This is a genomic window from Dactylosporangium sp. CS-033363 (assembly GCF_050942475.1).
Taxonomy (GTDB): domain Bacteria; phylum Actinomycetota; class Actinomycetes; order Mycobacteriales; family Micromonosporaceae; genus Dactylosporangium.
Window position 1 is genome coordinate 8820761 of the sequence record NZ_CP192032.1, and the last position, 24670, is coordinate 8845430.

Below are 24670 nucleotides of genomic sequence, written 5' to 3' on the forward strand. Positions count from 1 at the left end.
CAGATGTCGCGAGACTTTCGGGAGGCGCGTGATGGCGCAGAAGGTCCAGGAGAAGGGTGTCACCGGCACGGCGCCGGTGGTTGATGATCCCGGCAGGGTACGCAACGTGGTGGTCGTCGGCCACTCCGGCGCGGGGAAGACGACGCTGGTCGAGGCGCTGCTGGCCGCGACCGGCACGATCCCCCGGCCGGGCGTGGTGACCGAGGGCACCACGGTCACCGATCACGATCCGGCGGCCCAGAAGCAGCAGCGTTCGGTCACGCTGTCCTGCGCGCCGCTGCTGCACGACGGCGTGAAGGTGAACCTGCTCGACACGCCGGGCTACGCGGACTTCGTCGGCGAGCTGCGCGCCGGGCTGCGCGCCGCCGACGCCGCCCTGTTCGTCGTGTCCGCGGTCGACGGCATGGACGCGGCCACCGCGGCGCTGTGGGAGGAGTGCGCCCACGTCGGCATGCCCCGGGCCGTCGCCGTCACCCGCCTGGATCACCAGCGGGCCGACTTCGACGAGGCCCTGCAGATGTGCCAGGAGGTCTTCGGCGACAACGTGCTGCCGTTGTACCTGCCGATGCTGGGCGACGACGGCCAGAGCACCGAGGGCCTCATCGGCCTGATCACCCAGCGCGTCTTCGACTACTCGGCCGGGTACCCGCCCCAGGTCCGCGAGCCCGACGCCGAGCACCTGCCCGCCATCGAGGAGTCCCGCAACACGCTGCTCGAGGGGATCATCGCCGAGAGCGAGGACGAGTCGCTCATGGAGCGCTACCTCGGCGGCGAGACCATCGAGACCCGGGTCATCATCGAGGACCTCGAGAAGGCGGTCGCCCGCGGCACGTTCTACCCGGTCGTGCCCGTCTGCGCCGAGACCCGCGTCGGCCTCGACGCGCTGCTCGAGGTGCTGGTCAGCGGCTTCCCCTCGCCGCTGGAGCACGACGTGCCGCCGGTCACCGACGTCGACGGCGAGCCCCGCGAGCCGCTCACCTGCGACCCCGAGGGCCCGCTGGTGGCCGAGGTCGTCAAGACCACGATCGACGCGTACGTCGGGCGGGTCTCCCTGGTCCGCGTCTTCTCCGGCACGCTGCGCCCGGAGACCCCGGTGCACATCTCCGGGCACGGGATGGCCGAGCGCGGCCACCCCGACCACGACGCCGACGAGCGCTTCGCCCACCTGTTCTCGCCGCTCGGGTCCAACCTGCGCGAGGTGCCGCACGCCGTGGCCGGCGACCTGGTCGCGGTGACGAAGTCGGGCACCGCCGAGACCGGTGACACCATCTCGTCCAAGGAGCAGCCGCTGCTCATGGCCCCGTGGGAGATGCCGGAGCCGCTGCTGCCGATCGCGATCGTGGCCCGGACCCGCTCCGACGAGGACTCCCTGGCCAAGAACCTGAGCCGGCTGGTCGCCGGCGACCCGACGCTGCGGCTGGAGCGCAACGCCGAGACCCACCAGCTGGTGCTGTGGTGCATGGGTGAGGCCCACGCCGACGTGGTCCTCGACCGGCTGCGGGCCGGCGGCACGGAGCTGGACACCGAGCCGGTGAAGGTGGCCCTGCGCGAGACGTTCGCCGCGGCCAGCTCCGGGCACGGGCGGCACGTGAAGCAGTCGGGCGGGCACGGGCAGTACGCGGTCTGCGACATCAAGGTCGAGCCCCTCCCCCGCGGGTCCGGCTTCGAGTTCGTCGACAAGGTCGTCGGCGGGGCCGTGCCGCACAACTACATCCCGTCGGTCGAGAAGGGCGTGCGCTCCCAGATGGAGCGGGGCATGGTCGCCGGCTACCCGGTCGTCGACGTGCGCGTCACCCTCCTCGACGGCAAGGCGCACTCCGTGGACTCCTCCGACGCCGCGTTCCAGACCGCCGGGGCGCTCGCCCTGCGCGAGGCGGCCGAGCAGGGCCAGACCACGCTGCTGGAGCCGATCGACGAGGTGACGATCCGGGTGCCCGACGAGTTCGTCGGCGCGGTGATGAGCGACCTGTCCGGCCGGCGCGGCCGGGTGCTGGGCAACGAGCCGGACCCCGAGGGCCACGAGCGCACCCTGGTGCGGGCCGAGGTCCCGGCGACCGAGCTGGTCCGCTACGCCGTCGAGCTGCGCGCGATGACCTCGGGCGCGGGCACCTTCAGCCGGGTGTTCTGCCGCCACGACCCGATGCCCTCGCACCTGGCCGAGGCGGTCAAGAAGGAGCACGCCGCTACGCGCTGACGCCGTGGACGCCACGCCTCACCGCTAAAGTGAGGCGTGGTGTTCGGGCGCTCGAAGCGCAAGGCCGGCGACAACGCGGCGATCGTGGACTTCTGGACGTGGTGGCCGACCGTGCGGGCCGACGTCGAGGCGGCCATCTCCTCCGGCGAGTGGGCGACGCTCAGCGAGCAGTTCTCCCGCCGGGTCGAGGACATCCACCCCGGCCTGGAGTGGGAGTTCTACCGCGGCACCGCCGCCCAGCACTCCCTCGTGGTCTCCGCGGCCGGCGTGGCCGAGCTGCGGCCGGTCGTGGCCCGCTGGGGCGCGCTCGCCCCGCCGGCCGACGCGACCTGGGAGTTCCACACCGCCCGCCAGCCCGACCCGGAGGTGCTGGGCAGCGCCATCGGCATCGGCGAGGGCGTCCAGCTCGACCTGGCCCAGCTGCGCTTCGCGTTCGCCCGGGACGAGTCCTCCCCCGAGATCTCGGTGATCGCCTACCACCCAGGCTTCCGGATGCTCGGCGAGGACGCCCGCCGGTCGGTCACCTTCCTGGCCCTGGACTGGCTGCTCGGCGAGGACGGCGTCGAGGAGTGGATCGGCGAGATCTCCTGGGTGACCGACCCGCCCGAGGACGCCGCCGACCCGCGCGAGCTGGGGGCGGCGGTGGAGGCGCTTCGGGAGGAGTACCGGACGCCGCAGTGGATTCTGTTGCACGGCGAGGGGGCCGGCGGCCCGATCATCGCCACCGTCCAGCGGCCGCTGCGCCCGGTGCGCTGGCCGCGCTTCGACACGCACGTCGCCATCACCCTGCCGTACCGCGAGCAGAACCCGGCCGGCCTGCCCGAGGCCGAGTCGCTGGCGGCGCTGCGCGAGTTCGAGGACACCGCGCTGACCACGGCGGCCGGCGCCGACGGGGTGCTGCTGGCCCACGAGACCAGCGGCGGCACGCGCATCCTGCACTACTACGTGGACGCCGACTCCCCCGCCGCCGACGACCTCGCCGAGGCGGCCGGCTGGTGGAAGGACGGCCGCGCCCGCGTCGAGCGGCACTTCGACCCGGCGTTCGAACGCATTCGCCACTTTCGTTAGACGGCCGGAAGGCCGCGCGCGACGGGCATTCGTGACTTTCGTTAGTTGGCTATGGTTGGCCGCGTGGCGGAAATCGTGCAGAACGACGAAATCGACCGGCTGCTCGGCGAGCTCACCACGATGACGGGGCGGGAGGACCCGTACCCGCGCTACTCCCGGCTCCGGGAGATCTCCCCGATCGTGCGGGCCGCCGACGGCGCGCTCGTGGTCACCGGATACGCCGACTGCCAGACCGTGGTCCGCGACGGCCGCTTCGCGCACATGCCGGCGGACATGCTGGCCTTCGTCGGCTTCCCGGACTGGCGCGAGCACCCGGCGCTGCTGCAGCTGTGGACGAGCATGCTGACCCTGAACCCGCCGGACCACACCCGGCTGCGGCGGCTGGTCGGCTCGGCGTTCACCGCCCGCCGCGTCGCCGCCCTGCAGCCCGCGATCGAGCGCATGGTCGGCGACCTCCTCGACGACCTCGCCGCACGGTCCGACGGCGGCGTGGCCGACTTCGTGGGCGGCTTCGCCTTCCCGCTGCCGGTCGCGGTCATCGGCGAGCTGCTCGGCGTGCCCGCCGCGGACCGCCCGCAGTTCCAGACCCTGGTCCGCGACTGGACCCAGGTCCTGGAAATGATCACGCCGGACGTCCTGCTGACCGCCGACCCGGCCGCCGCGGCGATCCGCGACTACCTCGGCGGGCTGCTCGACGAGCGCCGCAAGGAGCCCGCCGACGACCTGCTCACCGCCCTCACCCAGGCGCAGACGGCCGACGACCGGCTCACCGACGAGGAGGTGCTCTCCAACGCCGCCCTGCTCTTCGCGGCCGGCTTCGAGACCACCACCAACCTGCTCGCCAACGGGCTCGTGGCGCTGCTCGAACAGCCCGGCCGGCTGGCCCGCGCGGCCGAGGCGCCCGAGGCGGCGGTCGAGGAGCTGCTGCGGTACGACAGCCCGGTCCAGATCGCCAGCCGGATCGCCGCCGACGACGTCGAGCTCGCGGGGCTGCCGATCGAGGCGGGCGAGCGCGTGGTGGCGTACCTCGGCGCCGGCAACCGCGACCCGCAGCGCTTCGACGCCCCGGACGAGCTGCGGCTGGACCGGGAGAACAACGCGCCGCTGTCCTTCGGCGGCGGCATCCACTACTGCCTCGGCGCCCCGCTGGCCCGCCTGGAGGCGCGGATCGCCCTCCCCGCGCTGGCCGCCCGGTTCCCGGAGATCGCCCTGGCCGGCCCGCCCGAGCGCCGCAACAGCCTGACCCTGCGCGGCTTCACCGGGATGAGGGTTCAGCTGGGCAGTGCGGCCGCCAGCAGCGGGGTCAGCAGCCTGACGTAGGTCGACGTGACGTGGCTGCCGTCCCGGTACACCAGGGTGTCGCCGACGATCGCCGGGCACACGGTCGCGGTGCAGAACCAGTCGGCCGGGTCGAGCACCGTGACGCCCCGCTCCCGGGCGGCGTTCTGGATCGCGGCGCGGCGGCTCGGGTACAGCGCGGCCTCGGCCTTCAGCGCGCAGCGCCCCACCGCCTGCGGGTGCGCGGCGACACAGTCGGGCACGTCGACGCCGCGCGGGTCCGGGGTGTCCTGCAGCACGACGGGGCGGGCGCCGAGCGCGGCGATCCGCTCCGCCGTCCTCATCAGCGCGGCGGCCCACGTCGCGTCGGCCGGCGGCTCCGTGTAGGTGCGGGTCGACAGCAGCACGAGGGCCGGGCGGAGCGTTTCGATCGCGTCGAGCGCGTCCGCGCGCCAGGAGGTGCACTCGCGGTACGGCCGGCGCGTCCCCAGCTTCGTCGTCGTCGCCTCGGCCGGCGTGCACCCGCTCTTGGCCAGCACCGCGAGGCGCCAGTGCCGCTGCTTCGCCACCTGGTCGACCGCCTCGAACCACTGCTCGGTGTGCGAGTCCCCGAACAGCACCACGGTGGTGGCCGCGCCCGGGTCGCCGTGGCGGTCGCAGCCCAGCCGCAGCGCCTTCGCGGTCGAGGTGTCGTCCAGGGAGGCGAGGCAGCCCCGGTCCCCGGCGGGCGTGTCGCGGCCGGCCTGGGTGACCGGCGGGACGAGGTTGGCGGGCATCGCGGCGCGGGTTGCCGCCGCCTCGATCAGCGCCTTGAGCGCGACCTCCGGATGCGCGGGCGCGGCGACGACGGCCGCGGCGGTGTTGCCGGCCGTGCCGGTTCCCGCCACGTGTACCGGCAGCCCGAGCAGGATCGTCGCCGCCCCGGCGGTCAGCGCGGTCGCCGCCGCCCCCAGCTGCAGCCCGCGCTCGCGGAACCGGACCCCGAACCGGATCGGGTTCTCCACCAGGTGCAGCGACAGCCAGGCCGGGACCAGCGCTCCGAGGGCGGCGGCCAGCCGGAGCCCCAGGTTCCCGGTGACGTGCCCGACGAAGATCAGCGCGGGCCAGTGCCACAGGTACCACCCGTACGACAGCCGCCCGATCCGGCGCAGGACCGCCGCGCCGAGCCATCGGCTCCGTCCGGCCACGACCAGCGCGGCGCCGGCCACCGGGAGGAGCGCGGCCGGGCCCATCTCGTCGTCGTACCAGACGGCGGCCGTCCCGATCAGCGCCAGCCCGATCCAGGTCACGTTCTTCAGCCGCGGCGCGAGCAGCGCGACCACCCCGCCGACGGCCAGCTCCCAGGCGCGGGCCGGCAGGCCGAAGTACGCCCACGGCTGCGCGGCCGTCGTCTGCCACGCGGACACCGCGAAGCTCACCGCCGCGAGCCCGCCCAGCGTGAGCAGCGCGCGCCGCCTGGTCGCGCCGGCCAGCACCAGCAGCACGGGCCAGACGAGATAGAACTGCTCCTCGACGGCCAGGGACCAGAAGTGCTGCAGCGGCGACGGTTCGCGGGTGGCGCTCAAGTAGTCGGTGCCCTGCGCGGCCAGGCGGACGTTGATGCCGTACACGGCGGCGGTGATCGCGTCCAGGCTGACCGCCCGCGCGGCGATCGGCGAGAACCAGGCCCACGCGGCGGCGACGGTGGCCAGGGCGGCGAGCGCGGCGGCGGGCAGCAGCCGGAGCATGCGGCGGCCGTAGAACGCGGCGAAGCGGATGCGGCCGGTGCGGCGGCGCTCCTCGAACAGGTGCCGGGTGATCAGGAAGCCGGAGATCACGAAGAACACGTCGACGCCGACGTACCCGCCGGCCAGCCCCGGCACGCCCGCATGGCCGAGCACGACGAGCAGCACCGCGACCGCCCGCAGGCCCTCGATGTCGGGCCGGAACTTTGCTTCCGGCTTTTTTGATCTTGTACGGGCAGCCGGCCGGGGCCGCGGCCGGGTGTCGACGGTCACCGACTGCCGCCCGGTCGCCTACGCACCGCGACACGGTAGCGAATTCGGGCATTTAGCGCACTTTACGGAGAATTCCTCGGTTTGTTAGGGTGCGCCGGTGATCCAGCAGCGGGCCGCCCGCTTCTTCACGGAGGCGTTCGCGCCCGCGGTACTGGTGTCGGTGCTGCTCGTCCTGCTCGGCGTGCACGCGGAGCCCGGCCTCGCGCGCGGCCTGGCCCTCGGCGCGGTGGCCGCGCTGTTCGAGAGCGTGCTGCCCTACCTCTACATCCTGCGCGGCGTGCGCACCGGCAAGCTCACCGACCACCACATCGGCGACCGGCGCCAGCGGCTCGTCCCGCTGCTGGTCGGGATGGGTTCCGTGCTCGCCGGCTTCGTCGTGCTGCTCCTGGCCCACGCGCACCGCGAACTGCTCGCCGCCGTGGTGGCCGGCGGGGTCGGCCTGGTCGTCGCCGCGCTGGTCAACCACTTCTGGAAGATGTCCATCCACGCCGCCGTCGCAGCCGGATCGGTCGTCATCCTTTCCCTTGTGTACGGCCCGATCCTCCTCGTCACCGCCCCGCTCGTCGCCGCCGTGGGCTGGTCGCGGGTCGTGCTGAAGGACCACACGGTGCTCCAGGTTCTGGTCGGCACCGTGGTCGGCGCGATCGTCGCCGGTGGGGTGTTCGCCGCCGTCCGCTGAGGCCCTCGATAGCATCGGGGTTGAAAACCGACTCTTTGATGCTTGGGAGCAGCCCGTGTCCGCAGTGCGCTCGAATACCGAAGCCCCACCGCGCATCGTGGTCACGGCGGGCACGACGGCGGCCGCCGCGGTCGCCGCGGCCGGGCTGCCCACCTCCGGCCCGAAGGCGATCGTCGTGGTCCGCGACGGCGACAAGCTGCGCGACCTGGACTGGACGCCGCAGGCCGACACCGAGGTCGAGGCCGTGGACATGTCCAGCCCCGACGGGCTCAACGTGCTGCGGCACTCGGCGGCGCACGTGCTGGCTCAGGCCGTACAAGATGTGTTTCCGGAAGCCAAGCTCGGCATCGGGCCTCCCATCGAGAACGGTTTCTACTACGACTTCATGGTGGCCAAGCCGTTCCAGCCGGACGACCTGGCCAAGCTCGAGAAGCGCATGCAGGAGATCATCAAGGCCGGCCAGCGCTTCCGCCGGCGCCGCTTCGACTCCCTCGAGCAGGCCAAGGCCGAGCTCGCCGACGAGCCGTTCAAGCTGGAGCTCGTCGACATCAAGTCGGACGTCGACACCTCCGAGGTGATGGAGGTCGGCGGCGGCGAGCTGACCATCTACGACAACCTCGACCCGCAGTCGGAGAAGGTCTGCTGGTCCGACCTGTGCCGCGGCCCGCACCTGCCCTCGACCCGGTTCATCCCGGCCTTCAAGCTGATGCGCAGCGCGGCCGCCTACTGGCGCGGCTCGGAGAAGAACCCGCAGCTGCAGCGCATCTACGGCACCGCGTGGCCGACCCGCGACGCGCTCAAGGACTACCAGAAGCTGCTCGAGGAGGCGGCCCGCCGCGACCACCGCAAGCTCGGCGCCGACCTCGACCTGTTCAGCTTCCCCGACGAGCTCGGCTCCGGCCTCGCCGTGTTCCACCCCAAGGGCGGCATCATCCGGCGCGAGATGGAGCAGTACTCGCGCCAGCGCCACCAGGAGTCCGGCTACGAGTTCGTGAACACCCCGCACATCAGCAAGGCGAACTTGTTCCAGACCTCGGGCCACCTGCCGTACTACGCCGACACCATGTTCCCGCCCATGGAGATGGAGGGCGCGGAGTACTACCTCAAGGCCATGAACTGCCCGATGCACAACCTGATCTTCCGGGCCCGCGGCCGCTCCTACCGCGAACTCCCCTTGCGCCTCTTCGAGTTCGGCAGCGTCTACCGCTACGAGAAATCCGGAGTCGTCCACGGCCTGACCCGCGTCCGCGCCATGACCCAGGACGACTCGCACATCTACTGCACCAAGGAGCAGATGGCGGGCGAGCTGACCTCCCTGCTCCAGTTCGTCCTCGACCTCCTGCGCGACTACGGCCTGCCGGACTTCTACCTGGAGCTCTCGACCCGCGACGACTCCCCCAAGTTCATCGGCGAGGACGCCGACTGGGAGGAGGCCACGGAGGCCCTCCGCGCCGCCGCCGAGGCCTCCGGCCTGGAGCTCGTCCCCGACCCGGGCGGCGCCGCCTTCTACGGCCCGAAGATCTCCGTCCAGGCCAAGGACGCGATCGGCCGCACCTGGCAGCTGTCCACCATCCAGGTGGACTTCAACCAGCCGAAGCGCTTCGGCCTCGAGTACCAGGCCTCGGACGGCACCCGCCAGCAGCCGGTGATGATCCACCGCGCGCTCTTCGGCTCCATCGAACGCTTCTTCGGCGTCCTCACCGAGCACTACGCCGGCGCCTTCCCGGCCTGGCTCGCCCCGGTCCAGGTGGTCGGCATCCCGATCCGCTCCGACCACGCCGACTACCTGTTCGACTTCGCGGACCTCCTGAAGCAAGAGGGAATCCGCGTCGAGGTGGACCACTCGGACGAGCGCATGCAGAAGAAGATCCGCAACGCCCAGCAGCAGAAAATCCCCTTCATGGCCATCGCCGGCGACGACGATGTCACCGGCGGAACGGTGAGCTTCCGCTACCGGGACGGCTCCCAGCGCAACGGCGTCCCCCTAGCGGAGGCGGTGGCCCACGTGGTGGAGGTGGTCCGTTCGCGCACGAACGACGGCCCGTCTTTTGCGGCTCCCGACGCCTCCGAGGGTTCGCCTCAGTGACCAACCCTGGGGAACCGGACGAGCTGGAGCGCTTGTGGACGCCACACCGGATGGCGTACATCAAGGGCGAAGGCCGAGCCGACGACCACGACGAACCGGCCGGGTGCCCCTTCTGCCGGGCCCCCGGCCTACCCGCCGACGAAAGCCTGGTCGTAGCAAGGGGAGAGGTCGTCTACACGATCCTGAACCTCTACCCCTACAACCCCGGCCACCTCATGGTCGTCCCGTACCGCCACATAGCCGACTACACAGACCTCACGCCGCCCGAAACCGCCGAGGTGGCCACGTTCACCCAGACGGCCATGCGCGTGATCCGCAAGGTAAGCGGCGCCCACGGCTTCAACCTGGGCATGAACCAGGGCGCCGTAGCAGGCGCAGGAATAGCCGCCCACCTGCACCAGCACATCGTCCCCAGATGGGGCGGCGACACCAACTTCATGCCGGTGGTGGGCCGCACGAAGGTCCTGCCCCAACTCCTGACCGACACGCGGAAGCTCTTGGCGGAAGTCTGGCCGGCAACGGCCTGAGTTGGTCTCTCTCTGCTTTGAAGGTCCGGACGGCCTTGGCTGTCCGGACCTTTCGCTGTCTTGCCTTCCCTCGCCGCACGTTGCCCTGGGGCGCCGCGGCCAACAACGAAACCGGAACTGCCCTCGGGGCGCCGCAAGGCGCCACAGCCCGCAGCCAACAACGAACCCGGAACTGCCCACGGGGCGCCGCAAGGCGCCCACGACCCGCAGCCAACAACGAACCCGGAACTGCCCTCGGGGCGCCGCAAGGCGCCCACGACCCGCAACCCGCTCCGGACCGCAAGCTTTCCTGGCGCCGCAAGGCGCCTCGGCCCGTAACCCACCACGAACCGGAAACTTGCTCTTTCGCCGCAGGCGCCCTCGGACCGGGACCACCGAACGACGACCACGACGGACCCGGCAGCGAACGACGGCCTGGACCACCGAACGGTGACCAAACCACGGACACGGACCACGCTAATCGCGGTGCATAGGGCAGGCCGAAGGCGCCCCAAACCCACGACCAGGTGTGGCCCGGTGCTCCCCAGCCCAAGCGGCCGAACCCCGCCCACACTCGACGTGTCCGCGGATCCCGCACCCCGCCACCGCACGCACCCCGCCGCCGCACGCACCCCGCCGCCGCACGCACCCCGCCGCCGCACGCACCCCGCCGCCGCACGCACCCCGCCGCCGCACGCACCCCGCCGCCGCACGCACCCCGCCGCCGCACGCACCCCGCCGCCGCACGCACCCCGCCGCCGCACGCACCCCGCCGCCGCACGCGCCCCGCCGCCGCACGCACCCCGCCGCCGCGCCGGCGTGCCCTTTCGGGGCTACGCCGGCGCGACCCGGGTCCTCTCCTGAGCGGCGCCCCGCGGTTGAGGCGCGGCGGCGGTCAGCGCTTCCAGAAGGCCTTCCGCTGCTGCGGCTCCGGCTCCCCACCTCCAGCCGCCCGGTCCAGCTCGGCCAGCGCGAACTCCCACAACTCCGCCAGCGGCCGAGCAGCAATGCCCTGCGGAGTCAGCGCGTCGGCCAGGGCACGCAGTTCCGGCAACTGCAGAGCCGCCAGGCGCGAGCCGAGGTCCTCCAGCAGCTCCCGCCGCTCGTACTCCGGCCGGCCCTCCGCCTCCCGCAGCCGCGCCGCCTCCTGGGTGGCCAGGGTGCGGGCGTCAAGCCCGCCGCCGCCCGCGAAGCCGTCGGCCGCGGCCGGCTCGGGCAGGACCAGGCGCCGGGCAAAACCGCGCTGCGGGGCCATCTTGCGCTGGACCGCGGGACCGCCCGGGGCCATCGGCATCGGTGCCGGAGCTGCGAACGGCGGTGCCGCTGCGGCCGGGGCCGCGAACGGGCCGGCTGACCGCGGCGCCGCGTACCCGATCGGCATCGAAGCCAGCGTCGGCTGCAGCGGAGGCGGCGGGACCGCCTTCGGCATCTCCCAGCCCGCCGGGCTCTCCACCGGCTGGGTCACCTTGCGCGGCCCGTCGCCCTCGGTGACGACCCGGCTGTCGACCGCCACGAACGCCGTGAAGCGGCACAGCACCCCGAAGCGCAACGAGATCCCGGTGATCCGCTGCTCCAGCGGCGCCCCGGTGACGTACTGGTCCTCGAGATCCCGCAGCAGCGCCCGCGCCCAGACGGCCGTCAGCGCCGTGGAGTCGTGCCGCTCCGCGGTGACCGTGGCCGTCCAGGGGCTGCCGTCGCGCGTCGTGCCGCGGACGGTCAGGGCGCCGGCCACCGGACCGCGGTACCGCCCGCTCACCACATACGGCACCCCCGTGAAGATGTCCGCCAGCTTGGCCGGGGTCCGGGTGTCGTCGAGCAGGGTCAGCCCCTCGGCCGCGATCGTCACGCCGCTGACCGCCGGGGCGCCGATGCGCCGGTGGATGCTGTCCATGGCCTCGTCGAGCCGGTCCTCGCTCTCGACCAGCTCGCACCGGCCGCCACCCGCGATGGCGAGGCGCCCCAGGAAGCCGGCATTGACGGCCTGGTCGATGCCGACCGCGTGGACGCGCACCCCCTGCAGCGTGCCGGACAGCGTGCGCAGGATCTGGTCCTCGTTGCCGACCTGCCCGTCGGTCACCAGAACCAGAACCCGGTCGCGGGCGTTGTCGGTACCGAGCAGGCGCAGGCCCTCGATCAGCGGCTCCAGCATCTCGGTGCCGCCGCGGGCCTCGACGCGCGCGAGGTGTTCCACGGCGCGGTAGCGATTCCGGTCGGTACCGTCGGCCAGCCCCGACCCCAGCGACTCCGGCGTCTCGACCCGGTCGTCGAAGGCCAGCACCGCGAACCGGTCCTGCGAGCCGAGGGTGTCGACGATCCGCGCCGCCGCCCGCCTGGCCGCCACCATCTTCCAGCCGCCCATGCTGCCCGAGCGGTCCAGCAGCAGCACCACGTCCCGCGGCCGTGGCGGCGCGTCGGGCTCGGGCGGGAGCACCGTCAGGCGGTAGGTGCCCTCGTCCCCCTCGGCGTCCGGTGCCAGGGCGAGGCTCTGCGCACCCGCCCCGTACGCGAGGCGCAGGACGAAATCACGGTTGGCGCGTTCGTCAGGGAGTACCGACACGTGGTTCTCCGCTTTTTGCACCGCGTGCAGGCTGGACCGCACGTCGCCGAGCGGCAGGCCGGCCGCGTCGATGTCGACGTCGATCGACAGGCGCAGCGGGTTGGGGAACCCGGGCAGCAGCACCGGCGGGCTGATCCGGGAGGCGTCCGGGACGGCGTCGGTGTCGAGCGCCCACCCGTCGCCGACACTGTCACCGTCGAGCGGCGCCCCGGGGACGTACCGCGGCGCGACCACCAGCGGGAACCGGTACGTCGCCTCGCCGTCCTCGAACGCCAGCGGCCCGACCAGGGACAGCGTCACGCTGACCCGCTCGCCGGGCAGGATGTTGCCGACCCGCATGGTGAACACGTCTGGCCGCTCCTCCTCGGCGATCGAGGCGCGCTGACCGGCGGCGATGGCGTTGTCGTACGCCTCTCGGGCCGCGCCGCGCTCCTGCAGGTCGGCCTCGACGGTCCGCCCGTCAGCGATCATCGCCATGCGAACCACGGCGGCCCGGTCGGGCAGCGGGAAGATGTACGTCGCCTCCAGCGGCTCGCGGTGGACGTTGACGAACTCCTGCGTGAGATCGGTCCGGGCGACCAGGCCGGTGATCGCGGTCCGCACGTCGAGCCGGTCGAGCGGGAGGTTGCCGCGCTCGGTGCGCAGCGCACCCAGCCCGGCCTCATCCACGGGCGCGGCGGCCGTGCGCGCCTCGTCCTCGGTCATCGTCGCGAGTCTCATGTGGCGTTCCCTCTCCTCGTCATCGTCTCGTCCGGTGTGACAAGTCCCCGGGTCGCGAGCAGGTCCATGAGCTCGCGGGCCGCGTGTCGGATGGCCTCGAGGTCGTCCTCGTTCGGCGTGGTGTTCAGCAGCAGTACCGCTCCCCCACCCAGCGGCACCCCGCTGAGCAGGCCCAACGCGGCCGGTCTCGACTCCGGCCACCCGTGCCCTGTTGCCGCCGGCTCCGACCGCCCATGTCCCGGCGGGGTCGACTCCGGCCGTTCGTTCCCCGGCGCCGTCAGCTCCGGCCATCCGTACCCCGGCGAGGTCATCTCCGGCCACCCATGTCCCGGCGGCCGGGTCGGGTTCGCGTCCACCGGGCGTCCGCCAGGGGCCCCGCGCGCTGGTCCCTTCGGCTGCTTACGACCCGGCGGCGCCGGCTCGGTCTGCCCCGCGCCCGTGTCCGGCATACTCCCGGTCGATCCCGGCCCCGGCAGCGCGTGTCCCGGCGGCGCGGACCCGACGGGCACCTCTCCCTCCGGCGCGGACCCAGCGGGCGCCTCTCCCGGCGGCGCGGACCCGGCGTTCACCTGTCCCGGCGGCGCAGACCCGGCGGGCACCTCTCCCGGCGGCGCAGACCCGACGGGCACCTGTCCCCCGCCTGCGGCCCCTCCGGCCGGTCCCGGCTCTCGTCGTTCCCGCCCGGCCGGTCCCGGCTCTCGTCGTCCGCGCCCGGGCGGTGCGGGCTCGGCGTCGACCGGGCCCGCGCCGGGGACGATCTCGACCGGGGCCGGCGCCGCCTCTTCTGGTACGTACTCCGCCGGCCGCTGCGTCCAGAACCGTCGCGGCATGCCCTTCGGCCGGTCCAGTGCCGCGATGTCCTGGAGCACGTCGTCGGGCGCCTCGGCCAGTTCCGCCTGGATCTCGGCGATCTTGTAGCCCTCCGACTGCAGCCGTTTGATCGCCACCAGCTGGGCCAGGTGCCGCGGCCCGTACCACGCCGTCCGGCCGCGCATGGCGGGCCGGTCGACGAGGCCGATGGTCGTGTACCACCGGACGGCGCGGGCATCGGGAACGTCCCGGACCCGCCCGTTCGGCGCGCCCGCGTAGGCGGTGTCGTCGAGCTGTTCGGCAACGCGGCCGATGAGCTCTTCGAGTGTCCATTCCTCTGCGGTCATGCCATCCATGGTGACACTGTCAGATTGACACTGTCAAGCTCGGGTTCTAAAGTCTCAGGCATGACGACATTCGCAGATCGGCCCAACACCGCACTGCTGGTCATCGACGTTCAGAACGGCAACACCGGCAGCGCCCACAACCGCGACACTGTCATCGCGAACATCAACACCCTGCTCGAACGGGCACGCGCCGAGGGCGTGCCGGTGGTGTGGGTGCAGCACTCACACGAGCAGCACCTCCCCCGCGGCTCGGAGCAATGGCGATTCGTCGCCGAACTGGTCCGGCAGGAGTCGGAGCCGCTCGTGCACAAGGAGTACGCGGACTCGTTCGAGGACACGGAACTCGAACAGCACCTGGCCGGCCTGGGCGTCGGCCGGCTGGTGGTCACCGGGGCCCAGACCGACGAATGCATCAGGGCGACGCTGCACGGTGCGCTGGTGCGCGGCTACGACGCGATCCTCGTCGGGGACGCGCACACGACGGAGGACCTGTCGGAGTGGGGCGCGCCCACCCCAGACCTCGTCATCGCCCACACCAACATGTACTGGGCAGAGGCGCACGCGCCTGGACGGCGGGGCGGCACGGTGGAGACCAAGGAGGTCACCTTCGGCTGAGATCCAGGGCGGCGCTGAGGGTCGAGGGCTCCGGCGGGCTCGGAGGAGTTCCGCGGGTTGATTGACAAGTCCACAGGGGTTCAGCACGCCGCACCTGACGGATGCGGTGTGCGGTCACATGGTGCTGTCGGGCAGGCGCGGAAGGCGGATCTCGGCCCGTACGCCCGGGCGGGCATCCGTCAGGCGGACCGTGCCGCCGTGGCGGCGGGTCAGCTCGCGGACGATCGCCAGACCGAGGCCGCTCCCGCCGGCGTCGCGGGCGCGGCCGTCGTCCAGGCGGGCGAAACGGTCGAAGACCCGCTCGCGAAGGGCGGCCGGGATGCCCTCCCCGTCGTCGGTCACGGTGACCAGGACCTCGTTGGCGCCCTCAGGCACCGCGGCCAGGGTGACGCGGTTGCGGGCGTGGCGAATCGCGTTGTCGACGAGGTTGAGCACGATGCGGTGCAGCGCATCCGGGTCGCCCTCGGTCCAGAGGGACTCGCCCGGATCGACGACAACCGTGTCGAAGCGCTTGGCGAGTGTGGTCAGCAGGGTGCGGAGCTCGACCGGCTCCACGGCCACCCGGCGCGGGTCGGAGGCGTCGGCCCGGGCGAGCAGGAGCAGGTCCTCGACCAGGCGGGCGAGGCGGTCCAGGTCGGCGATGACGTCGTCGGAGACCGCGGCCCAGTCGCCGATCTTCTGGGCGACCTCGATCTGGATCCGGATCGAGGCGAGCGGGCTGCGCAGCTCGTGGGCGGCGTCGGCGATGAAGGAGCGCTGCCGGGCCCGGGACACGGCCAGCCGGTCCAGCATGTGGTTCAGCGTGATGGCCAGGCGCTGGATCTCGTCGCTCGACGGCGGCACCGGCAGGCGCTCGTCGGTCGCCGCGCCCGTGATCCGCTCCGCGCCCAGGCGGAGGCGGTCGACCGGGGCAAGGGCGGCGCCGACCACGCGCCAGGCGATGGCGACGAGAACGACGATGAGCGCCGGGTAGGTGACCCAGAGGGCGTTGCGCAGCAGTTCGAGGCTGCGGTGGTAGTCGCCGAGCGGCACCGCGACCAGAATGATGCGGCCGTCGGGCACCTGGCGCGCGGTGACCCGCAGCGAGTCGGGCTGGACGGCCCGGTTGCCGGGAACCTCGACCCGCTCGCCGCGCAGGGCGCGATCGACCTCGTCGCCACGCAGGAGCGATACGAACAGGTCGGCGTTGCGATCACCGGCGATGACGCTGTGGTTCTGCGGGTCGATGATCTGCACGACCTGGTTGGCGGGGGCCGGCAGCGCCTCGGGCAGCTTGCCGCCCTCGTCGAGGAGCGAGGCGATCTCGCCGGCGGTGGCGTCCGCGGAGCGGTCGAGGGAGCCGCGGAAGCTGTAGGTCATCGCGAACGCCATCGCCGCGCCCGCGATGGCCAGGCCGACGACGAGGCCGGTGGTCCCGAGCAGGACCAGGCGGCCGCGCAGCGAGAGGGATGCCCACCACCTCATGTGCGCAGCCGGTAGCCGGCGCCGCGGACAGTCTCGAGCAGGTCGCGGCCGAGCTTGCGGCGCAGGTACCCGACGTAGACCTCGACGGCGTTGGGCGCGGTGTCCACGCTGGCATCCCAGACGTGGTCGAGCAGCTCGGTCTTGGAGACCACCTGGCCGGGGCGGCGCATGAGGTACTCCAGCAGGGCGTATTCGCGGGCGGTGAGCACGATCTCCTCACCGGCGCTGGTCACGCGGCGGCGGGCCGGGTCGAGGGTCAGCTCGCCGACGGTCAGGACACTCGGGCGCTCGGGGGCGCCGCGGCGCAGCAGGGCGCGCAGGCGGGCGACGAGCACGACGTAGGAGAACGGCTTCGTCAGATAGTCGTCGGCGCCGCAGTCGAGGCCGTCGGCCTGGTCGTACTCGCCGTCCTTGGCCGAGAGCATGAGCACCGGGACCCAGTTCTTCTCGGCGCGCAAGGTCTGCACCACGCGGTATCCGGACAATCCGGGCAGCATGATGTCCAGGATCACGGCGTCATAGCCCCCGTGACGTGCCATTTCGAGCCCGTTGGGGCCGTCGCCGGCCACGTCCACCGCGAAGCCCTCGGCCTGCAGGCCACGCTGCAAAGCGTTGGCCATGCGCATCTCATCCTCTACCACCAGCAGCCGCACGCGTACCAGCGTGGCATGCTCGGCTGTGGCGCGGCACAGACGGTCTCAGCGATGTCACAGCCGGACCACCGCACCATGGTTGGCAGGAGGTGCTACCAATGTCCACTTTCACGTCACGACCCGTCCTTCGGTGGGCGGTGCCCGCGGCAGCTGCGGTCGCTGTGGTCGGTGCTGGCGTGGCAGCGAAGACCCTCGCCGTCGCCGCCGAGCCCGACCTGCCGCCGCGCACCGCCGCGCAGCTGCTCGTCGATCTGCAGACGGCGACGCTCGACGGGCTGTCAGGCACGGTCGTCGAGCGTGCCGACCTCGGCCTGCCGGCGATCCCGCTGCTCACCGGCGACCAGAGCGCCAAGCTCACGTCGCTGGTTTCCGGCAAGCACACCCTGCGCGTGTGGTACTCGGGCCCCGACAAGGCCCGCGTCTCACTGCTGGGCACGCAGGGGCAGAGCGACATCATCCACAACGGCAACGACACTTGGATCTGGGACTCCCAGGCCAAGCAGGCGCAGCACTTCACCGGCCAGCCGGGGAGTGACGAGAAGGGCGCCCACCCGACGCCGACCGACCTGCCGAAGACGCCGCAGGAAGCGGCCGACCTGGCGCTCAAGACGATCGACCCGACGACGCAGGTCTCCACGGGCACGTCGGCCAAGATCGCCGGACGCAACGCGTACGAGCTGGTGCTCCGTCCGCGTGACACCGGTTCCCTGGTCGGCGAGGTCCGCCTGGCGATCGACGCGCAGGAGAAGCTGCCGCTGCGGGTGCAGGTCCTGCCCCGTGGCTCCGCCGAGCCGGCCTTCGAGGTGGCGTTCACCTCGGTGAACTTCGCCCGCCCGGACGACGCCGAGTTCAAGTTCAACCCGCCGGCCGGCACCAAGGTCGAAGAGGGGAACAAGGACGCCAAGGCGGCCGAGGAACAGGCGCAGAAGCAGGAGAACGCCGCGGACAAGCCGAAGACCGCGGTCGTCGGTACCGGCTGGACGTCCGTCCTGGTGGTCCGCTCCTCGGACGCGAACGCGGCCAAGGGAGCCGGCTCCGACGAGCAGAAGAAGGCTCAGGACGCGATCTCACAGCTGCCCACCGGCAACGGGGGCCGCACGTTCAACAGCAAGCTGGTGAGCGTCCTGTTCACCGACGACGGCCGGGTGCTCATCGGCTCGGTCACGCCGGAGCGGCTCGTGCAGGTGGCCGCCGATCCGGCCGCCGCGCTCAAGTAACAGGCACCGCAGGGAACGAGCACAGCAACCCCGCCAGCCGGGGCGAGGGACCGTGGCCATCGGGCCGCGGTCCCTCTAGCGGTGGGAGGACACCGCGGGCGAACCCTGACGCCGCCGGCGGCGGTGTTCGGCGGCCCGGGCGATGGTCGCGACGGAGTACATGTCGCGGGCCCGGCGCAGCAGCGCCTCCTCGCGGGCGGTGTCCTGGCGGACGGTGAAGCCCACGGTGCTGTAGGCGAGCCCGGCCAGGATCACGCACGCCGCGATGCAGACCGGGATGAGCATCGTGAACAGCGTGACGCCCTCGACCTCGGCACCGCCCGGGGCGACCTGGACCCGCAGCGCGGCCATGACCATGTAGTGGGTGCTGCACACCGCGAGCGCCATGATCACGGAGGCGCACAGCATGGCGCCGGTACCGCGGACCACGCTCACGCACCACAGGGTCACGCACGCGCCGACGATGGCAGCGGCCGCGGCGATGAGCAGGGTCCCGGCGTCGTACGCGATGATCCCGCCGAGGCGCATCGACAGCGGCCCGGTCGCGTACACCGCGGTGAGCCCGATCCCGGTCAGCACCCCGGCGGGCAGGATCTTCCAGGCGCTCGGCCGCCCCCAGCCCACGATGTAGAGGCCGAGGCAGTAGACCACGACGGCGATCCCGAGCCCGAGCAGCGTGGTCAGGGTGTCGTACCGCACGTCGGTGCCCGGCACGTCGAGGCCCAGCATCGCCATGAAATGGGGCACCCAGGTGCCCGTACCACCGATGGCGACCGCGGAAAGGGTCAGCCATCGGGCCCGGCTCCCGCCGGTGGAGGCCCGGGAGCGGCTGGTCACGAACGTGCCGAGCAGGCAGCCCAACATGGACATCGCGAGGGCGAGCGCCGGCGTGATCCAGCCATATGCAAATTGCTCAACCGAGGTCACCGGGCGATTCAGCCAGCCCGGCCGCACCGCCGGGCGGACATTCTGTGCGGGGTTTGCCCGTTCGTGGCACGGGTAGCCGAGGTCATATGACGGAACCAGACCACTCGCTCGTCGGCTCCGGCGCCGCCGGACGGGCCACCCAGGGCGAGACCGAAGAGGCGCTGGAAGCCGAGCGCGAATCCGAATGGACCCCGCCGGACGCCACCCCGCCATCGGCCGCGACGACCCCGCCGGACATCACCGACAACCCGGAGATGCCGGACCCGGACGGCTCGCACCACAAGATCTGACGCCCAGCGAGCGCCGGCAGGCGTGACGATCGGCGGGCGCCCGAAGACCCGCAAGGTTCAGCGAGCGGCAGGAAGAACCGGCCCTCGCTGAACGCGGGGAGATCTGACGCACGCCAAGATCCGGCGCGCCGCCGGCAGATCCGGCGCGTGGCAGAGCGCCGGGTAAGAACTGTTGCTCAGGACGCGCCGGGCTGCAGGGCGCGCTGCTGCTCGCGGCTCGGCCCGATGTCCAGCCACGTGCGCGGCGCCTCGGTCTCCTCGAGCTCGACCCGGTCCTCGGGCCGGACCGGGGCCGGCAGCTCGCCGAACCGCGCGTGGCGCAGGAACGCGAGCTCTGTGTCTGTGAAGTGCTCCTCCGCCATGCATCGATCGTGCACCCATTCGCGGGCGGCGGGCAAGACTTTCCGCAGCAGGCGACAATGGCGCTCATGGGCAGCGCACCTTCCGTGGATCGGGCGCAGATCATGGCGTACCGGACGATGATGAACGGCCTCGTCGAGCGCCACGAGGGCGGTCCGGCCGGGCTGGGCGTGCTCGATCTCGGGGTGCCCAACGTCCCGGCGGGCTCGGCGCGGCAGGCGCTCGCCGCGCGCTGCACCGATCCGCTCGCCGGCGACCTGGCCCTCGCCTGGAGCACCCGCGGCGCCCCGCACCTGCACCGCCCGGCCGACCTGCCCGCGCTGGCCGAGGCGCTCTGGCCGCTGTCCGACGCCGACGCGGCCGCCCGGTTCGCGACCGGCCAGCTGCCCAAGGCCGCCTTCGAGCTGGGCCTGGAGGCGTTCCGCGCGACGGCCGCCGCCTTCCGCAAGGTCGTCCGGGCGCCGATGGCCAAGGGCGACGTCAGCCGGGCCGTCAGCGACCTCGTCCCGCGCGAGCTCACGTACGACTGCAAGCCCTGCGGCGCCCGGCACATCTCCGGCGGGCTGTTCCAGGCGGCGGGCCTCGGCGGCGGCGTGCGGCTCGAGGAGGACGCCCCGAAGACGGTGCTCGCCCCGATCGAGCCGCGGCCGCCACAGCCCGGGAAGGCGTCCGGGACGACCGAGTTCATCCGGGTGTACCTGCGGCTGCTCGGACCGGCCACGCCCGGCGACGTGGCCAAGTACCTCGGCACGACCGTCGGCGCGTTGAAGCCGACCTGGCCGGCGGACCTCGCGACGGTGTCGGCCGACGGGCGGACCGCCTGGCTGCCGCCGGAGGACCTCGACGCGCTGCTCGGCGCGCCCAAGGTCCGCGGCGTGCGGCTCCTGCCACCGTCCGACCCGTTCCTGCAGGCGCGCGACCGCACCGTGCTGGTGCCGGACAAGGCGCAGGCCAAGGAGGTCTGGCGGATACTCGGCAATCCCGGTGTACTGCTGGCCGACGCCGACATCGCCGGAACGTGGCGCGCGAGGGCGGTAGGCAAGCGGCTGGAGGTGACGGTGACGCCCTGGATCCCGTTGCCCGCCGCGGCGCGCAAGGCCCTGCAGCCGGAGGCCGACGCGCTGGCCGCGGTGCGGGGGCTGGACTCGGCGGAGGTCACCGCCTAGCCCTGGGTGATAAGTCGTATGTGCCGGATTTCGCCCAGTCCGGGCAACGCGACGCGCACGCGGTGGCGCGGCGTGGCTCACTGGGACGGGCGCTACGCTCGGGACGCATGAGGCTGGATCCGGTAGGTCGACTGCTCAAGCTGCCACCCGCGGTGACCGCCCGGGTCAAGGTGACGCGGGCGATCCCGATCCGGATGCGCGACGGCGCCAACCTGCGGGCCGATCACTACGCGCCCGCGATCGACGCCGAGGTACCGACGGTGCTGGTGCGCACGCCTTACGGCCGTGGGGCGCCGGTCAACCTGCTCTGCCGGGCGGTGGCGCAGCGCGGGTTCCACGTGCTCATCCAGTCGTGCCGCGGGACCGCCGACTCCAGCGGCACCTTCGAGCCGCTCCTGCAGGAGCGCGAGGACGGCCTCGACACGCTGGACTGGTTGCGCCTGCAGCCTTGGTACGACGGGCGCCTGCTCACGTACGGCCCGAGCTACGTCGGCTTCGTGCAGTGGGCGCTCGCGGCCGAGGCCGGCGACGAGCTCAAGGCGATGGCGACGATCGTGACCGCCTCGGACTTCGGCCCGCCCACCTACGCCGGCGGCGCGTTCTCGCTGGACACGGTGCTGACGTGGTCCGCGCTGCTCGAGGCCCAGCGCGGCCCGCGGCTGGAGAACGCCGTCGAACTGCTGCGCGGCCAGCCCCGGCTCCAGCGCGGCCTGGCCCGGGTGCCGATGGCGGAGGCCGATCGGGTGACCGTCGGCGCCGAGATCGAGTTCTTCCAGCGCTGGCTGGCCGAGGCCGACCCGACGTCGCCGTACTGGACCGAGCGCGGGCACACCCACCGCCTGCCGAACGTGACCGCTCCGGTGCTCATGATCGGCGGCTGGTACGACATCTTCCTGCCCTGGCAGCTCGTCGACTACGCGGCCCTGCGCGCGGCGGGCCAGCACCCGCACCTGACCATCGGCCCCTGGCACCACGGCAGCGCGGGCCTCTTCCAGCAGTCGGCCGCCGAGGCCGTGGCCTGGTTCCGCGCCCACACCGGCGGCCCGGAGCAGGTGCGCGACCGCCCGGTACGCGTCCACGTCGGCGGCGCCGAGGGCTGGCTCGAACTGGCCGACTGGCCGTCACCGTCGAGCACCCCGCAGCGCTGGTATCTGTCCAAGTCCTCGACGCTGACCCTCGACGACCCGCGTACCCCGCTCGCGGACGAGGCCGGCTGGCCCACTCCGACCGCGGCGGCCCACGGCGCGCCGGCGCATCCGCGGTCGACGGGCCACTCCCCCGCCACCGACGAGACCGACGACGAACTGGGCTGGCCCTCGCCGACCCCGGCGGGCGCCGCCGCGTTCGAGACGCCGCACGACGAGCACGGCTGGGCGACCCGCTCGGTCACCATCGGCGACCCCAACCCGGAGAACGGCTGGCCGACCCCGCCCGGCGCCGCGCCCGACGCACCGCGGACCGACGCCACGGGCGCGACGAGCGGAACCGAGGGCGGCGTTGCCGGCGCAACTGGGGCAGGCGCGACCGGGGCAGGCGCAACCGGCGCGGGCGCAACCGGCGCGGGCGGAACCGGGGCAGGCGCAACCGGGGCAGGCGCGGGCGGCGGCACGGGCGCTGCGGGCGCTTTGGGCGGTGGGGCGCACGGAACGGGCGCGAACGGGACCGGCGCGAACGGGACCGGCGCGAACGGGGCTGAGGCGGCGGACGAGGCGATCGGCTGGCCGGTGTCGACCGAGTCCGAACGCGCGAACGGCCGGGTCGACTGGCCCTCGCAGACCATGGCCGTCGCAGCCGACGAGGTGGGCTGGCCGGCGGAAGGCCGCGACCTGACCGGCGGCGACGTCCTCGACTCCTTCATCTACGACCCGAAGAACCCGACCCCGGCCCTCGGCGGCCCCAGACTGGTGGGCAAGATCGCCGGCCGGCGCGACAACCGGCCGCTCGAGTCGCGGCCGGACGTGCTCACGTTCACCTCGCCACCGCTGGCCGAGCCGCTCACCGTGGTCGGCCCGGTCTCGGCCGAGATCACGGTCCGCGCGACGACGGCGGGCCGCGACGACGACACCCCGGCCCCGTACTTCGACGTGTTCGTCCGCCTCTGCGAGGTCGACGAGCAGGGCCGCTCCTGGAACATCTGCGACGGCCTGGCCCGCGCTCGCCCGGACCGCGACCCGAACGAGCCGGTACACGTGGAGCTGTGGCCGACCGCGTACCGGTTCGCCGCCAACCGCCGCATCCGCATCCAGGTGAGCGGCGGCGCCCACCCGCGCTTCAGCCGCAACCCGGGCACCGGCGCCCCGTTCGGCCACGAGCTGGAGCTGCGCAAGGTCCGCCAGGAGATCCTCTCCCCGTCGTACGTCACGCTGCCCCTGGCCCGCTGACCTGCCCCACCGCCCGAGCCGCACGACACCTCCGAGCCGCACCGCAGCGGTGAAATCGGCGCGGCGGGCGGGAACCTGCTCGCGGCAAGGTGGAGGTCCCGCCGCCACGGGCGACACCGGCCCACCCCTCCGTGCCGGTCCCGCTGCGCAGGCGGAACCGGCACCGGGACGGCGGAGATCCTGCCGCAGCGGGCAGAACCGGCCCACGCGGCGGCGGCGAAACCGGCACACGGGACGGCGGAGATCCAGCTGCAGCGGGCAGAACCGGCCCACGCGGCGGTGGCGGTTCCCGCCGCGGCCGGCGGGACCGGCACGCGGGACGGCGGGACCGGCACGCGGGACGGCGGAGGTCCTGCCGCTGCGGGGCAGAACCGGCCCACGCGGCGCGGCGGGCGATCGGGTCAGGTCTGAATCAGGGGGCGGTACTCGTCCTCGGTCAGGCCGAAGGTCCAGGCCACCCCCTCGCGGGCGCTGCGGGTCGTCGGCGGGACGCGCAGCCAGTACACGCGGCTCGTGCCGTCCGGCTCCGGGGTGCTGTTGATGACCTCGACCATGACCAGGGGCTCGTCGTCGTTGAAGGTCAGCCGCCACAGGACCCCGGCCTCGTCCTGGCTCACGCGGCGGGCGCCGGCCTCCTTCAGGTAGCGCTCGTACCCGAAGTGCTCCAGCATCACCCGGCGGAGCTCGGCGTTGCGTTCGGCGGCGATCTGCTGGTGGGTCAGGTTGCTCAGGCGGGTCACGAGGTCCGATGGGATGGGCATGCCGCGCCAGGCGTGCAGGGCGTACCCGTCGGTGTAGTGCAGGGCCGGCGCGTCGGCGGCGTGCAGGCGGCCGATGTTGTCGCGGTGCACGGCGTCGGGGCGGTCGGTGAGGATCGCGATGTTCGCGTACGGCCACCACCAGCCGGCCGAGCGGGCCACCCCGGCCAGGCCCGCCAGCCGCTGAACGGCATGCAGCGCGGCCTCGCCCTGCGGTCCGGGCGACGCGGCCCAGACGGCACCCACGGGGCCGGCGCTGAAGATCGGGTCCACAGCCTCAGGAGCCGGCTCGGCCGGAGCCGCGGCACGTGTGGCCCCCATCCAGGCGGCAGCCGCGACCGGGCCGGCGCTGAACATCGGCTCGGCAAGACGACCGGACGCCGAAGCAACCGAAGACCCGGCGGCCGAAGCGCCACCCGAGGCCGAAGCGCCACCAAAACCAGCGGAACCCGACGCCGCGGTCCCAGCAGACGCAGCGAACCGCGAACCCGAGAGGCCGGCGGACCCAGCCGAGCCCAAAGCCGGAGAGCCGGCGGACCCAGCCGAGCCAGAAGCCGAATTGCCGCCGGACCTAGCCGAGCCAGAAGCCGAGGAGCC

Annotated in this window: 19 protein-coding genes; 11 read left to right on the forward strand and 8 right to left on the reverse strand. The window is 73.1% G+C overall.

Annotated features, from left to right (window positions below):
* Positions 1-31 precede the first annotated feature (31 nt).
* From ACQPZ4_RS40585 to ACQPZ4_RS40595, 3 genes are all read left to right on the forward strand, one after another.
* A complete protein-coding gene (locus ACQPZ4_RS40585; RefSeq protein WP_433048500.1) occupies positions 32-2194 on the forward strand; it encodes an elongation factor G-like protein EF-G2 in 2163 nt (720 codons plus the stop codon).
* Between the two features lie 39 nt (positions 2195-2233).
* Positions 2234-3262 (forward strand): DUF695 domain-containing protein, encoded by a 1029-nt coding sequence (locus ACQPZ4_RS40590; protein WP_433048503.1) that lies wholly within the window; start codon positions 2234-2236, stop codon positions 3260-3262.
* Positions 3263-3382: 120 nt separating this feature from the next.
* On the forward strand, positions 3383-4582 hold the full coding sequence (locus ACQPZ4_RS40595) for a cytochrome P450 (protein WP_433066884.1): 1200 nt from the start codon (positions 3383-3385) through the stop codon (positions 4580-4582).
* Here the strand turns inward: ACQPZ4_RS40595 and ACQPZ4_RS40600 are convergent.
* The gene (locus ACQPZ4_RS40600) at positions 4534-6537 is read right to left on the reverse strand and encodes an acyltransferase family protein (protein WP_433048506.1); all 2004 of its coding nucleotides are present in this window, start codon (positions 6535-6537) and stop codon (positions 4534-4536) included. The genes ACQPZ4_RS40595 and ACQPZ4_RS40600 overlap by 49 nt on opposite strands.
* A gap of 97 nt (positions 6538-6634) precedes the next feature.
* Between ACQPZ4_RS40600 and ACQPZ4_RS40605 the strand changes: the two genes are divergently transcribed.
* The 3 genes from ACQPZ4_RS40605 to ACQPZ4_RS40615 all read left to right on the forward strand — a co-directional run bounded on the left by ACQPZ4_RS40605 (position 6635) and on the right by ACQPZ4_RS40615 (position 9829).
* Entirely contained in the window at positions 6635-7216 is a 582-nt protein-coding gene (locus ACQPZ4_RS40605; RefSeq protein ID WP_433048509.1) for a phosphatase PAP2 family protein, read from the forward strand.
* 64 nt (positions 7217-7280) lie between these two features.
* Positions 7281-9302, forward strand: coding sequence for a threonine--tRNA ligase (thrS, locus tag ACQPZ4_RS40610; protein WP_433066887.1), 2022 nt, complete (start codon positions 7281-7283; stop codon positions 9300-9302).
* A gap of 50 nt (positions 9303-9352) precedes the next feature.
* Positions 9353-9829 (forward strand): HIT family protein, encoded by a 477-nt coding sequence (locus tag ACQPZ4_RS40615; protein ID WP_433066890.1) that lies wholly within the window; start codon positions 9353-9355, stop codon positions 9827-9829.
* Positions 9830-10703: 874 nt separating this feature from the next.
* Here the strand turns inward: ACQPZ4_RS40615 and ACQPZ4_RS40620 are convergent.
* Positions 10704-13085 (reverse strand): VIT domain-containing protein, encoded by a 2382-nt coding sequence (locus tag ACQPZ4_RS40620; protein ID WP_433048512.1) that lies wholly within the window; start codon positions 13083-13085, stop codon positions 10704-10706.
* Positions 13082-14242, reverse strand: a complete 1161-nt coding sequence (locus tag ACQPZ4_RS40625; protein ID WP_433048515.1) for a MerR family transcriptional regulator — start codon at positions 14240-14242, stop codon at positions 13082-13084. Before ACQPZ4_RS40625 ends, ACQPZ4_RS40620 begins: the two co-directional genes overlap by 4 nt.
* Before the next feature lie 60 nt (positions 14243-14302).
* Here ACQPZ4_RS40625 and ACQPZ4_RS40630 point away from each other — a divergent pair, with 60 nt between their 5' ends.
* Positions 14303-14857, forward strand: a complete 555-nt coding sequence (locus ACQPZ4_RS40630) for a cysteine hydrolase family protein (RefSeq protein ID WP_433048518.1) — start codon at positions 14303-14305, stop codon at positions 14855-14857.
* 114 nt (positions 14858-14971) lie between these two features.
* On the opposite strand, the gene ACQPZ4_RS40635 is transcribed toward ACQPZ4_RS40630, so the two are convergent.
* Both ACQPZ4_RS40635 and ACQPZ4_RS40640 read right to left on the reverse strand, forming a co-directional pair.
* Entirely contained in the window at positions 14972-16321 is a 1350-nt protein-coding gene (locus ACQPZ4_RS40635; RefSeq protein ID WP_433048521.1) for a sensor histidine kinase, read from the reverse strand.
* Positions 16318-16974 (reverse strand): response regulator transcription factor, encoded by a 657-nt coding sequence (locus tag ACQPZ4_RS40640; RefSeq protein ID WP_433048524.1) that lies wholly within the window; start codon positions 16972-16974, stop codon positions 16318-16320. Before ACQPZ4_RS40640 ends, ACQPZ4_RS40635 begins: the two co-directional genes overlap by 4 nt.
* Before the next feature lie 176 nt (positions 16975-17150).
* Here ACQPZ4_RS40640 and ACQPZ4_RS40645 point away from each other — a divergent pair, with 176 nt between their 5' ends.
* Positions 17151-18191 (forward strand): LolA family protein, encoded by a 1041-nt coding sequence (locus ACQPZ4_RS40645; protein WP_433048527.1) that lies wholly within the window; start codon positions 17151-17153, stop codon positions 18189-18191.
* A 75-nt stretch (positions 18192-18266) separates the two neighbouring features.
* On the opposite strand, the gene ACQPZ4_RS40650 is transcribed toward ACQPZ4_RS40645, so the two are convergent.
* Positions 18267-19118 (reverse strand): MHYT domain-containing protein, encoded by an 852-nt coding sequence (locus ACQPZ4_RS40650; protein WP_433048530.1) that lies wholly within the window; start codon positions 19116-19118, stop codon positions 18267-18269.
* An 86-nt stretch (positions 19119-19204) separates the two neighbouring features.
* Here ACQPZ4_RS40650 and ACQPZ4_RS40655 point away from each other — a divergent pair, with 86 nt between their 5' ends.
* Entirely contained in the window at positions 19205-19408 is a 204-nt protein-coding gene (locus tag ACQPZ4_RS40655) for a hypothetical protein (protein ID WP_433048533.1), read from the forward strand.
* Positions 19409-19584: 176 nt separating this feature from the next.
* Here ACQPZ4_RS40655 and ACQPZ4_RS40660 read toward each other — a convergent pair whose 3' ends face one another.
* Positions 19585-19770, reverse strand: coding sequence for a hypothetical protein (locus ACQPZ4_RS40660; RefSeq protein ID WP_433048536.1), 186 nt, complete (start codon positions 19768-19770; stop codon positions 19585-19587).
* 66 nt (positions 19771-19836) lie between these two features.
* On the opposite strand from ACQPZ4_RS40660, the gene ACQPZ4_RS40665 reads away from it, so the two are divergent.
* Both ACQPZ4_RS40665 and ACQPZ4_RS40670 read left to right on the forward strand, forming a co-directional pair.
* Complete coding sequence (locus ACQPZ4_RS40665; protein ID WP_433048539.1) at positions 19837-20934, forward strand: winged helix DNA-binding domain-containing protein; 1098 nt, start codon at positions 19837-19839, stop codon at positions 20932-20934.
* A gap of 107 nt (positions 20935-21041) precedes the next feature.
* A complete protein-coding gene (locus ACQPZ4_RS40670; RefSeq protein ID WP_433048542.1) occupies positions 21042-23315 on the forward strand; it encodes a CocE/NonD family hydrolase in 2274 nt (757 codons plus the stop codon).
* Between the two features lie 401 nt (positions 23316-23716).
* Here the strand turns inward: ACQPZ4_RS40670 and ACQPZ4_RS40675 are convergent, their stop codons facing one another.
* Complete coding sequence (locus ACQPZ4_RS40675) at positions 23717-24319, reverse strand: DUF6745 domain-containing protein (RefSeq protein WP_433048545.1); 603 nt, start codon at positions 24317-24319, stop codon at positions 23717-23719.
* Positions 24320-24670: the final 351 nt, after the last annotated feature.

Excerpts from the sequence above, each read along its gene's own strand:
- ACQPZ4_RS40585 (WP_433048500.1), top strand. The coding sequence starts at position 32 with ATGGCGCAGAAGGTCCAGGAGAAGGGTGTCACCGGCACGGCGCCGGTG.
- ACQPZ4_RS40595 (WP_433066884.1), top strand. The coding sequence starts at position 3,383 with ATGACGGGGCGGGAGGACCCGTACCCGCGCTACTCCCGGCTCCGGGAG.
- ACQPZ4_RS40615 (WP_433066890.1), top strand. The coding sequence starts at position 9,353 with ATGGCGTACATCAAGGGCGAAGGCCGAGCCGACGACCACGACGAACCG.
- ACQPZ4_RS40620 (WP_433048512.1), bottom strand. The coding sequence starts at position 13,085 with ATGAGACTCGCGACGATGACCGAGGACGAGGCGCGCACGGCCGCCGCG.
- ACQPZ4_RS40625 (WP_433048515.1), bottom strand. The coding sequence starts at position 14,242 with ATGACCGCAGAGGAATGGACACTCGAAGAGCTCATCGGCCGCGTTGCC.
- ACQPZ4_RS40630 (WP_433048518.1), top strand. The coding sequence starts at position 14,303 with ATGACGACATTCGCAGATCGGCCCAACACCGCACTGCTGGTCATCGAC.
- ACQPZ4_RS40635 (WP_433048521.1), bottom strand. The coding sequence starts at position 16,321 with ATGAGGTGGTGGGCATCCCTCTCGCTGCGCGGCCGCCTGGTCCTGCTC.
- ACQPZ4_RS40655 (WP_433048533.1), top strand. The coding sequence starts at position 19,205 with ATGACGGAACCAGACCACTCGCTCGTCGGCTCCGGCGCCGCCGGACGG.
- ACQPZ4_RS40660 (WP_433048536.1), bottom strand. The coding sequence starts at position 19,770 with ATGGCGGAGGAGCACTTCACAGACACAGAGCTCGCGTTCCTGCGCCAC.
- ACQPZ4_RS40665 (WP_433048539.1), top strand. The coding sequence starts at position 19,837 with ATGGGCAGCGCACCTTCCGTGGATCGGGCGCAGATCATGGCGTACCGG.
- ACQPZ4_RS40670 (WP_433048542.1), top strand. The coding sequence starts at position 21,042 with ATGAGGCTGGATCCGGTAGGTCGACTGCTCAAGCTGCCACCCGCGGTG.